The organism is Polaribacter sp. KT25b (assembly GCF_900105145.1).
Taxonomy (GTDB): Bacteria; Bacteroidota; Bacteroidia; order Flavobacteriales; family Flavobacteriaceae; genus Polaribacter.
Genome location: NZ_LT629752.1, coordinates 2,323,823 through 2,335,323, shown reverse-complemented (window position 1 = coordinate 2,335,323; position 11,501 = coordinate 2,323,823). Strand labels below are relative to the sequence as shown.

Here is an 11,501-nt window from a genome sequence, read left to right as displayed (position 1 = left end):
TATTTAATCAACAAAAATACAGTTTAATAATGTTAAAAATTGATTAATTATAAACTATATCTTCAACTTCAATTTTTTTATTTTTTATAAAATCATACAAAGTTAATCTTCGTAAAGTGAAGTAATCTATCCAAAATTTTTCTAAAGAATTTAAATATTGTAATACAGAACTGTCTTTTTCTTGTAATGCTATATTTAAATCTGTAATTGTAATTTTACCAAGAACAAACCTTTTTTTAGTAATTTCATATCTTCTTACAGCAATTTCTTGCGCCTTTTTTGCTGTTTCTAAAAAGTTACGCTGATTTTGCCAATTTAAAACATGAAGATAAATTTCTTGTTCAAATTCTTGTTCGTCTTGCTCAATATTTGTGTTTACTAAATCTTTATTTGCTTCTACTAATTTTCTTTTAGATTTAGAAACACCCCAATCTAAAATAGGTATTCCTAGAGATAATGATACATTTTGTTGTTGATTATAGTCTTGAAATAAATCGTTAAAAACTGCACCTTGCTGAGAAATTCCAAAATTAGCATTTAAACTTAATTGTAACCTATTGCTGCCTTTTACTTCTGCAACATCTTGTTCTGCTTCTAAGCGTTTTCTTCTAAATTCTATAACAGCTTTTCTGTTTTCTTTTGCTTCTTCTAACGCTTTTTCTACTGTAACAGTAAAGGTTGATAATTCTTCTGGAATATTTAATAAAATACTTTCTGTATCTAATGATAAATATCTAGATAAATTTTGAGACGTTCTTTTAAAATTTATTTCATTTGTTGTTACATCATTTTTAGAGTTTAATACAGAAAGTTCTATTTGAAGTAAATCATTTTCTGCTATTTTTCCCATTTTAAATCTCCCTTTAGAAATTTGAAATAAAGTATCTTGATTAGATAAATTAGATTTTGCAATTAAAGTTTGAACTTGCGCTTTTAATAATGCAAAATATTTTAAAGAAGTGTTGTATGAAATTTGTTCCATATTTTCAATAAAATCTCTTTTCGCTTCTTCATATATTAAAGGCTCTATTTTTTTATTCCATTTATACTGATTATAGAAAAGAGAATTTTGTCTATAATTTATAGAAAAAGGTACAACAGCATAACCCGTTGAAGCATTATCGCCAAAAACACTAACTCTTTCTACTTGCGTGCTAAAAGAAATAGTACCACCAGTTAATGGAATATTCTGATTTAAAGATAAACTACCATCAATTCTAGATTGATTAGATCTAACAAAAATATCTTGTCCATTATCATTTGTCATTCTATTTACCGCGTTTGAATATTGAGGTAAAGTAGCATCTAAACGTAATTGGGGTAAAAAACTAGCTTTGTAATTTACAAATCTCCAATAACTAGCTTCATTTTGATTAAGAAGTGTTTTGTAATCAGGAGAATTTTTTTGTGCAATTGTAATTGCTTCTTCTAGTGTTATTTGTCTTTGACTAAAAATTGTAAATGATAGAAATAAACAAAATGGTATTAGTAACTTTTTCATTAATTTTAATTTTTTAAAAGAGTATTTTATTACAATTTATATGTCAAAACTAAATTTTTAACATTCATTTTTTATTCTGATCTTAATGCTTCAATAGGTCTTTTTTTTGCTGCTGCTTTTGCAGGAAATATTCCAAAAGTTAGGCCAACCATCACAGCAATAAAAAAGGAAGCGAAAATTGATGTTAAAGATAATACTGTTTCTATACCAGAAAAAGCTTCAATAACATAGGCTCCAATAATGCCTAAAATAATTCCAACAATTCCTCCGCCAACACTAATAAGAACAGACTCTGATAAAAATTGTAAAACAACATCTTCTTCAGTTGCGCCAAGAGCACGAATTATTCCTATTTCTTTGGTTCTCTCTAATACGGATGCAAGCATAATATTCATAATTCCTATACCACCAATAAGTAGTGATATTCCTGCAATTATGCTTAATACAATATTGAAAATTTGTTTTGTTTTTTGTTGTTGTTTTAAAAGTTGAATTGGTATCGTAATTTCAAAATCTAAAACATCATTATGTCTTCGTTTAAGCATTTTACTCAAAACTTCTGCAGTAGCTTTTAATTCATTCGAATTTGTAACCTGAATAGTTAATTTATCAATTTGATGATAATTACCTCTTAAGTTTTTCTTTTTTGGTCCGTTTTGATTTGTGTTTCTAACATTAACATCATCAACAATTATTTTTCGATCTTTATATCTAACCAAAAATGTATTTGTAGGTATGTAAATATCTTCGTTTAAATCTCTTATGCCTAAATTTTCTTGAGCTTTATCAGAAATTAATTTTTCTTCTATTACGCCAATTATTTGCAACCAAACATCTTTAACTTTTATATGTTTGCCTAAAGCACTTTCTCCTGTAAATAGTTTTTTTTCAACTTTTTTACCAACGATACAAACAGGTAAAGCATTTTTAATTTGATATTTAGAGAATGATTTTCCTTTTTCTAATTCAATATTTGTTGATTCTAAAAAGTTAGGTGTAATTCCCACAAGTTTAACAGGCAGTTGTCTTCCGTTATTAATAACATACGTGTTTAGTATTATTTCTGGACTAACAATCTTTACACTAGGAATATTTTTTTGAATACTTTCTGCATCTAAGATATCTAATCCTTTAGAAAATCTTTTATTTTCTGTTTTACTACTTTCATCTTCATTATCATTTTCATTCTCTTTTTTTTCATCAGGTATTGGTGTTACCACAATGTTATTTACACCAACTAATTCTAATTGAGATAATATTTCTTTTTCTGCTCCGTTACCAATTGCTAGCATTGTAATTACAGATGCAACACCAAAAATAATACCTAATGCTGTTAAGAAGGTTCTAACTTTATTTGTTTTAATAAACCAGAAAGCTTCTGTAAAATTAGAGATTAATTTTTCTAAAAGTATTTTGCTTATAATCATTTTTGCAAAGGTGTTATACTTTTATTTTCTAAATCTTCTGGTTTGTTTAGGTAAACAATATCATCTACGTTTAAACCTTTATTTATAATTATAACTTCATTATTAGATAAACCTAATTCCACTTGTTTTTTTTCGATAGATAATCCTGTTTTTACATAAGTGTAACTTATGGAATCTTTAGCAAAAATGGCTTCTAAAGGTATCATTAAAACATCTTCTATTTTTTTTGTAAGAATTTTATTAGCAGTTGTCATTCCTGGTCTAATATTTTCATTTGTTTCGTTAAGTTTAATTAATACTTGAAACAATTTAATATCAGAACCAGCTCTAGTTTCGCCAACATTAGCAACTTCTGTAACAACACCTTCTATTTCTATATCAGGAAAAGCATCAAAACCAATTTTAGTTATAAGTCCTTTTTTTATTTTTCTAATATCAACTTCGTTACTATATGTTTTAGATTCCATTTTGTTTAAATCTGGTAAACTAGCAATTGCAGGTTCCCAAGGCGATATTGTAGAACCAACTTTTTTCTTAGTTCCATTCCATTCTTTAACATAAGTAACCATACCATCGTCTTCAGAAAAGATTGTGAATTTTTTTTGCAAATCCATTAAGTCTGATATCTTTTTTCTGATCTTAGAAACTTCTGTACCTACTTCAATCATTTTAGCATTTGCCTGATTTTTTTTAATTGAGTAGTCTTCTTTTTTTTCTTTTAAATCGCGTTCATATTTTTCTATTTTAATTTCTAGTTGTCTGATTACTCCTGGAGCTTCAAATTGAGATTGTTTAAATTCTAATTTGTTTTCTTCAATATCAAATAATAGATCTTTAATAGAATTACGTTCTTGTTTTAAAGTAAGTGTTGTATCTAATTGTTGTTGAGTGTATTTAGATTCTGCTTTTTCTAAATTTAATTGTGCATCAAGAATTTTACCATTAAGTTCTGACATATCTAGTTTTCCTATATAGTCACCCTTTTTAACAACGGTACCTTCTGGTACTAAATCTTGAATTTTGATGTTGTATAAACCAAATCTTTGAGCATTACTTGGTCCATTAATTTGTTTTGAACTTGTAGATTGGGCTTCACCAGAAATATATACTTCGTTTACAAATGTGCCTTTTGTAACTTTGGCTGTTAAGTACGCATCAGCATCAGAAGAAGAGGAAAAATAATTATAAATTAAGTAAGTTCCTACAATGATTATGATGGAAATTATAGCAAATTTTTTCTTATTCATTTGTTTTAGTGTTTGTTGGAAACCAAAACTAATGAAAAAAGAGTGCTAAAAAGCACTCTTTTTTGTTAATGTTTTAAGAAAACGTAAATTTATAACTATTTTAAAATACTATTTAAAGTAGAATTTGGTCTCATAGCAGCATCTGTTAAGTCTTCATTTGGAAGATAATAACCACCTATGTCTACAGAGTTTCCTTGAATAGAATTTAATTCTGAAATAATTTTAAGTTCATTTTTAGTTAGAGTTTCTGCAATAGATGTAAACTCAGCTTTTAATTCTGCGTTTTTATCTTGATTAGCTAAAGCTTCTGCCCAATATAAAGCTAAATAAAAATGAGAACCTCTATTGTCTATTTCACCAACTTTTCTTGAAGGTGATTTGTCATTTTCTAAAAATTTATCAGTAGCATCATCTAAAGTTTCAGCTAAAACCAATGCTTTAGAATTATTAGTAGTTGTACCTAAATGTTCTAATGAAACTGCTAATGCAAAAAATTCTCCTAAAGAATCCCAACGTAAATGATTCTCTTCTAAAAATTGTTGCACATGTTTTGGAGCAGAACCTCCAGCGCCAGTTTCAAATAAACCACCACCACTCATTAAAGGAACAATGGATAACATTTTTGCAGATGTACCAACTTCTAATATTGGAAATAAATCTGTTAAATAATCACGTAAAACATTTCCAGAAACAGAAATAGTGTCTTCTCCTTTTATAATTCTTTCTAAAGTAAATTCAGTAGCTTTTATTGGTGATAAAATTCTGATATCTAAACCAGTAGTGTCATGGTTTGGTAAATATTTATTTACTTTTTTAATAATTTCTGCATCGTGTGCTCTATTTTTATCCAACCAAAAAACAGCTGGTGTATTTGATGCTCTTGCTCTAGTTACTGCTAATTTAATCCAATCTTGAATTGGTAAATCTTTCGTTTGGCACATTCTCCAAATATCTCCAGCTTCAACTGTATGTTCCATTAAAACTTTTCCAGCGGCGTCTATAACTTGAACTTTTCCATCAGATGGAATTTCAAAAGTTTTATCATGAGAACCATATTCTTCTGCTTTTTGAGCCATTAAACCAACATTAGGTACAGTTCCCATTGTTGTAGGATCAAAAGCACCATGTTTTTTACAGAAATCAATTGTTGCTGAATAAATACCTGCATAAGCACTATCTGGAATTACAGCTTTTGTGTCTTGTAATTTTCCTTCTGCATTATACATTTGTCCAGAAGTTCTAATCATTGCTGGCATAGAAGCATCAACAATAACATCACTTGGTACGTGTAAATTGGTAACACCTCTGTCGCTATTAACCATTGCTAATTCTGCACTATGATCAAGCGCAAAACGAATGTCTTGCCTAATTTCATCACGTGTATTTTTTGGTAATTCGTTTAATTTACCAAGAAGGTTTCCAAAACCATTATTAACATCAACGCCGATTTTCTTAAATGTTTTACCGTATTTTTCAAATAAATCTTTAAAATAAACACGAACAACATGACCAAAAATTATTGGGTCACTTACTTTCATCATTGTTGCTTTCATGTGTAATGAAAACAATACGTTTTTATCTAAAGCATCTTCAATTTGCTCTTCTAAAAACTCAAGTAAAGCTTTTTTACTCATTATTGTTGCGTCAATAATCTCACCATCTAACAAAGCTAATTTATCTTTTAAAACGGTAACTTTATTTGTAGTACTTGTATGAACTATTTTTATTGTAGTTCCTTTTTTTAAGGTAACAGATTTTTCATTATGTGCAAAATCACCTTCGGTCATTGTTGCAACATGAGTTTTAGAATCTTTAGACCATTTACCCATAGAATGTGGGTTTTTACGAGCAAAGTTTTTTACCGCTTTTGGAGCTCTTCTGTCAGAATTTCCTTCACGTAAAACTGGGTTTACTGCAGATCCTTTTACTTTATTATACAAAGCAGAAACAGCTTTGTCTTCATCTGTTATTACTTCTTCAGGATAATTTGGTATAGCATAACCCAAAGCTTGTAATTCTTCAATAGCATCTTTTAGTTGCGGTACAGAAGCACTAATATTTGGTAATTTTATAATATTAGCATCTGGCTGATTTGTTAATTCACCTAAAACAGCTAAAGCATCTTCAACTTTTTGATCATCAGTTAAATAATTAGAAAAATTTGCTAATATTCTAGATGCTAAAGAAATATCTTTAACTTCAATTTCTATATTAGAAGATTTTGTAAAAGCTTTTACAATAGGTAAAAATGAACGTGTAGCTAATGCTGGTGCTTCATCTGTCTTTGTATATATAATTTTGGCTATTTTGCTCATAAAAATGTTTTATTTTTTCTAGAATATTAATTGCTTTGCTGTTACGAAATTGATTTCGTTTAAAAAGCGGAACAAATTTATGAATTTAAGGTGAGATTTTTAATGTTAAATTAGTATTAATTTTTATTTATTATAAAGGTTTCTATAAAAAAAACACTCTTTTCTTAAGAAATTGATACTAAGATAAAAAGCCATATCTTACAATTGTTTGTAGAGATATGGCTTTCTTTGAAATAGTCTTTTACACTTTTTTGTATTTCTACAAATAAAATAAGAGTTTGCTCTTATATTTCTTATTTAAAAGAAATTATATTTTTCTATTTCAATGTTTGAAACATTCTTAAATTTAAACAAGCATTCTACTTTTTTTAAACTTTTTATTGATGTTTCTGTAGTTACCTTTATAGATAAGATATTTCATTTTTGTTAATAATTTTCATAATTAACTAAGTTAAAGCAGTAAATGTTATTTTTTAAATAAACATTTACAGCACTATCTTATTTTTTAGATAAAAACAATTTATAAAGAACGTACTTTATATTTTAATACTCATTTTTTAGTTTTTGAAGACTTAAAGTTGAATGAATATGTAAATTATACTCAAATATAAGTTGCTTTTTTAAATATACAAAAAATTTAAAATATTACTAATCAACATAATATGAACTGTAGTTGTTAACATTTGTTTATAAAAAAAAAGCGTTGTGAATTTTCACAACGCTTTTTTTTATTATTCTTTAAAAAGATATTATCTTCTTTTTTCAGTAATTCTAGCTTTTTTACCAGTAAGACCTCTAAAGTAGAAAATACGAGCTCTACGTACTTTACCTCTTTTATTAACTTCAATTTTTTGAATAGAAGGTAAGTTTACAGGAAAAATTCTTTCAACACCTACAGTTCCAGACATTTTTCTAATTGTAAAAGTTTCTGAAAGGCCTGTACCTTTTTTCTGTATAACAACTCCTCTAAAAAACTGAGTTCTTACTTTTTCACCTTCTTTAATTTCATAAAACACAGTAATTGTGTCTCCAGCAGCAAATTCTGCAAATTCTTTTTTTGTTACAAATTCGTCTTGAACAAATTTAATTAAAGCTTCCATTTCTTTATGTTTATAGTTTTCGTAAAACAACATTCACGATTTTTTCGTCAGAGGTTAATTTAGCGTTTGCAAAAGTAGTAATTATTTTTTGTTAGTAAAACTAAAAAGTATTATTTTTTGTGCTGATAATTAGTACAATAGAAAACCCAAAATTTACGAGATTCTTTATTGTTAATTTTTATAATAATAGGTGCTAATTCTGTAACATTTTCAAAGTATTCACTTAATAACGGATTTATTTCTCCTTTTAGTTTGTGATCTTTAAAACGTTTGTCAGAATCAATAAAAATAGCGTTTTTGTTTTTTAAAGTAGATAAATCATCACCTAAAAAATCGAAATGTAAAGCAGGTAAACCTATAATGTTTTGTGCGTAAACTTTATCATCCATAAAAAAGTTTAAACATGCTGATGTTTTATAATTATCTTCAGAAAATACAAATGTGTTTGGATATTTTTCTTGCAATTTAGTAGTTTCAATGGCTAATTCTTTCCATCCAACCCAAGTGTCGTCGCTTTTTATAGGAACTAAATAAAAGATAATTTGCAAGCTAAAAAGCACGTGAAATACAATTGAAAAGATAACTTGAATTTTTAATAATTTCTTATTGATAAACATTCCAGCTAAAATAATTCCTGTAATATACGAAGGCATCATCCAATTTAATTTTACCCAATAAATAGGAGTGAGGCTAAAGAAGCCAACAAAAGTTGGAATAAAAAATGCTAATAAGAATAAGGTTTTTGCTTGCGGAATTTTAAATTTTAATAAAGCTCTTTTTATATATTTATAGGTAAACGTAATAAATATCAGAAATAAAACAGGCAATAATAAAAACATTTGATGCCCAATTGCGCCAAAGAAATAGGATGTAGAAAATTTAAATTCTGATATTGAACTTGTTCTATCTGATGATTGAAAAGCAAAAGATGCAAACTCGTTTTGATAATTCCAATACCAAACAGGAAAAGTTACTGCTGCAGAAATCAGTAAGGAAAACCAAAGCCAAGGAGAAATTAATAATTTTCTGTATTTATTTGAAAAAAATAGAAATGCAATAAGTCCTATTTGTAATAATAAAGCGGTGTATTTGCTGTCGAAAGCTAAACCCATTGCAATTCCGCCTAAAATCCAAAACAACTTTTTACCTTCAAAAATTGCTTTGTATAAACAGATTAAACTCAATGTCCAGAATAATAAAAGTGGAACATCAGGAGTAGAATTAAAAGATAAAATGGAAATAAATATTGTAGAAGCTAATAAAACAAAAGCGCGTTGTAATTTTTTTTTGGATAAAAAGTAAGACGCTAATTTGTGAAAACTTAAAATGGTTAAAGAGGTAATTACAAAGTCGGCAAATTTTATGGTAAAAATTGATTGCCCAAAAACATCTGTAAAGATTCTTAAAATGTAGCCAATCATTCCAGGATGATCAAAATACGATAAAGATAAATTTTGACCGTATAAATAATAATAGGCATCTTGTGGCATTAATCCCATAAATGGGAGTAAAATCAAACGAAAAATTTGAAATCCTAAAACCCAAGAAATGGCTTTATTGTTTTTTATATATGATAAAAACTTATTCATCTTCAAGTAAATCTGGTCTTATTTGCTGTGTTCTTTTATAAGCTTGATCGCTTCTCCAATCATCAATTTTTGGAAAATTACCAGATAGTAAAACAGCCGGAACTTTCATGCCTTCAAATTCTGCTGGTCTTGTATACACAGGTGGTGATAATAAATTATCTTGAAAAGAATCTGTAAGCGCAGATTGTTCATCCCCAATAACACCCGGAATTAAACGAACAACAGCATCTACTAAAACTGCAGCAGCTAATTCGCCACCTGTTAAAACATAATCTCCAATTGAAATTTCTTTGGTAATATATTTATCGCGAATTCTTTGATCTACACCTTTATAATGACCAGTTAAAATTAAAATGTTTTCTTTTAAAGAAAGTGTATTTGCGGTAGATTGATTTAAAGTTTTTGCATCTGGCGTCATGTAAATTACTTCATCATAATTTCTTTCTGATTGTAATTTTTTAATACAACTTGCAATAGGTTCTATCATCATAACCATGCCAGCGCCGCCACCAAACTGAGTGTCATCAATTTGTTTGTAATTGCCTAAACCGTATTGGCGTAAATCGTGAATTACAATTTCTGCTAATCCTTTGTCTTGCGCACGTTTTATAATAGAATGATTAAAAGGACTTTCTAATAAATTTGGCGCTACTGAAATAATATCTATTCGCATCTTGCAAATGTAAGTTTTTTAAGGAGTTTTAAAAGAAGGTTTTTTTATGGATTTTGAAAATCAGAATCTATAATTTATATGTAGTTTAAAAAAAGTAACTATTAATTTACAGCAATAAAACTTACATTTTTTATTGAAATGTATAAAAAGAACTTTAGACTTAGTATTCTTAAAAAAAAGTTCTAAAATTAATCTACAATAAGTGTAAATGGGATACTATATTTAATGTTTACAGCTTTGCCAGATTGAAATCCTGGTTTTATTTGTGGCATTTGTAGCATAACTCTTTTTACTTCTTCTTCAATTTTTATATGAGGAGCTCTAACTTTTATATCTATAACATCTCCGTTTTTATCTATTTTAAAAGCAATAAAAACTCTTTTTCTTCCTTTTGATAAACCTAGTTGTTTTGGTAAATCGGCATTAAATTTTTTAGCAAAATGCATTTGAACACCTTTGCTAAAACATTTTTTTGCTGCTTGAAAACTTTCAGAATTTTCGCATCCAGGGAAAATTGGAATCTTTTGATAATTAATTACCGTATTTGTGTTTATGATTGATTGACTTCCATCAAAAGAAAAAATTTGTAGAATGTAACTATTAATGGGGCTTTTATCAGTAAAATTTAATTTTTGAATAGGATATTCTTTAAAAGCTGCAATTATTGCTGATTCTATATAATTTGATCTTGCTGATGTTCTTATATTAAAAGGTTTATCTTTATTATCAAGTTCAAAAAATAGATTTAATTTATTATTTAATCTGTTTAAATTTACTTTTTCTGTAATTCCTTCTGGTAATTTTTGAACTAAATATTTTGAAAATTCATTATCTGTAGATGGTTTAGAAAAAGAATCTGGATAAAGATTAGGTTCTTTGTAGATATTTTCTTCGCCTTTTTTATAAGGAATTGAAATTCTATAAGAAGTCTTGCTTAATTTGTTATTAAGCATTCCAGGTGTTTCAATTAGAGGAAAAGATGCAATTGTTCTTTTAATTTCATCACTATATTTTATGGTTTTTTTTGTTTTCTTTAGTGATAAACTACCATTTTTATTTAAAGTACATTCAAAGAAAATATTGGTTTCATTTTCGGTAACAATAGAAAAATTAAAAGTGTTGTAAAAATGTTTTTTAAATTCTATTTCTAAACAATTTTCTATGTCTTCAAAATAATCTAAATCTTCACAAGCTTTGCAAACAGGAGGCGTTTTAATAATTATTATTGAGCTACAATTAAAAATGTTTTTAGAACCTTTTTTAGAAATAATTTGAAATAAATAACTATTTTTTCTATCTAAGTTTTCTATGTTTAACTTTTCTAAAGGATATTTTTTAAATGCTTTTTTTACTTCATTATCTAAATCTACAGAACCGTAACTAGAAACTTTAATATTGTAGGGTTTGTCTTCTTTATTGATGTTAAAAGAAAGAAGAATGTTATTTTTATCTTTTAAATATCTTACTTTTCTTAAAAGTTTTCTTGGGATTTCTTTTTTGAAATATAGCGATAATTCGTTTTTTGGGTTTGGATCAGAAAGTGTTTCGTAATCAAAACTTTCATTAGATTGCGAAAAACTCATCAGAAATGAAAATAGAGAAAATAGTAATAGATAGTTTTTCATAAAAATTTATTTTTTAAGGTTTCA

8 protein-coding genes are annotated in these 11,501 nt (G+C 27.1%); all 8 read right to left on the bottom strand.

The window, feature by feature from the left end:
* Positions 1-43: 43 nt before the first annotated feature.
* Positions 44-1,501 carry a TolC family protein gene (locus BLT70_RS10125; RefSeq protein ID WP_091894073.1) on the bottom strand — a complete coding sequence of 486 codons (1,458 nt, stop codon included), beginning with the start codon at positions 1,499-1,501 and terminating at the stop codon, positions 44-46.
* Positions 1,502-1,572: 71 nt separating this feature from the next.
* Complete coding sequence (locus BLT70_RS10120) at positions 1,573-2,928, bottom strand: ABC transporter permease (protein ID WP_231962674.1); 1,356 nt, start codon at positions 2,926-2,928, stop codon at positions 1,573-1,575.
* Positions 2,925-4,175 carry an efflux RND transporter periplasmic adaptor subunit gene (locus tag BLT70_RS10115; protein WP_091894071.1) on the bottom strand — a complete coding sequence of 417 codons (1,251 nt, stop codon included), beginning with the start codon at positions 4,173-4,175 and terminating at the stop codon, positions 2,925-2,927. The genes BLT70_RS10120 and BLT70_RS10115 overlap by 4 nt, the downstream gene beginning before the upstream one ends.
* A 95-nt stretch (positions 4,176-4,270) precedes the next feature.
* Positions 4,271-6,490, bottom strand: a complete 2,220-nt coding sequence (locus tag BLT70_RS10110) for an NADP-dependent isocitrate dehydrogenase (RefSeq protein WP_091894069.1) — start codon at positions 6,488-6,490, stop codon at positions 4,271-4,273.
* 749 nt (positions 6,491-7,239) lie between these two features.
* Positions 7,240-7,590 carry a 50S ribosomal protein L19 gene (rplS, locus tag BLT70_RS10105; protein WP_091897604.1) on the bottom strand — a complete coding sequence of 117 codons (351 nt, stop codon included), beginning with the start codon at positions 7,588-7,590 and terminating at the stop codon, positions 7,240-7,242.
* Between the two features lie 110 nt (positions 7,591-7,700).
* A complete protein-coding gene (locus tag BLT70_RS10100; RefSeq protein ID WP_091894067.1) occupies positions 7,701-9,179 on the bottom strand; it encodes a glycosyltransferase family 39 protein in 1,479 nt (492 codons plus the stop codon).
* Entirely contained in the window at positions 9,172-9,852 is a 681-nt protein-coding gene (trmD, locus tag BLT70_RS10095; protein ID WP_091894065.1) for a tRNA (guanosine(37)-N1)-methyltransferase TrmD, read from the bottom strand. Before trmD ends, BLT70_RS10100 begins: the two co-directional genes overlap by 8 nt.
* Before the next feature lie 188 nt (positions 9,853-10,040).
* Positions 10,041-11,477 (bottom strand): energy transducer TonB, encoded by a 1,437-nt coding sequence (locus BLT70_RS10090; protein WP_157691883.1) that lies wholly within the window; start codon positions 11,475-11,477, stop codon positions 10,041-10,043.
* Positions 11,478-11,501 lie beyond the last annotated feature (24 nt).

Excerpts from the sequence above, each read along its gene's own strand:
- BLT70_RS10125 (WP_091894073.1), bottom strand. The coding sequence starts at position 1,501 with ATGAAAAAGTTACTAATACCATTTTGTTTATTTCTATCATTTACAATT.
- BLT70_RS10120 (WP_231962674.1), bottom strand. The coding sequence starts at position 2,928 with ATGATTATAAGCAAAATACTTTTAGAAAAATTAATCTCTAATTTTACA.
- BLT70_RS10115 (WP_091894071.1), bottom strand. The coding sequence starts at position 4,175 with ATGAATAAGAAAAAATTTGCTATAATTTCCATCATAATCATTGTAGGA.
- BLT70_RS10110 (WP_091894069.1), bottom strand. The coding sequence starts at position 6,490 with ATGAGCAAAATAGCCAAAATTATATATACAAAGACAGATGAAGCACCA.
- rplS (WP_091897604.1), bottom strand. The coding sequence starts at position 7,590 with ATGGAAGCTTTAATTAAATTTGTTCAAGACGAATTTGTAACAAAAAAA.
- BLT70_RS10100 (WP_091894067.1), bottom strand. The coding sequence starts at position 9,179 with ATGAATAAGTTTTTATCATATATAAAAAACAATAAAGCCATTTCTTGG.
- trmD (WP_091894065.1), bottom strand. The coding sequence starts at position 9,852 with ATGCGAATAGATATTATTTCAGTAGCGCCAAATTTATTAGAAAGTCCT.
- BLT70_RS10090 (WP_157691883.1), bottom strand. The coding sequence starts at position 11,477 with ATGAAAAACTATCTATTACTATTTTCTCTATTTTCATTTCTGATGAGT.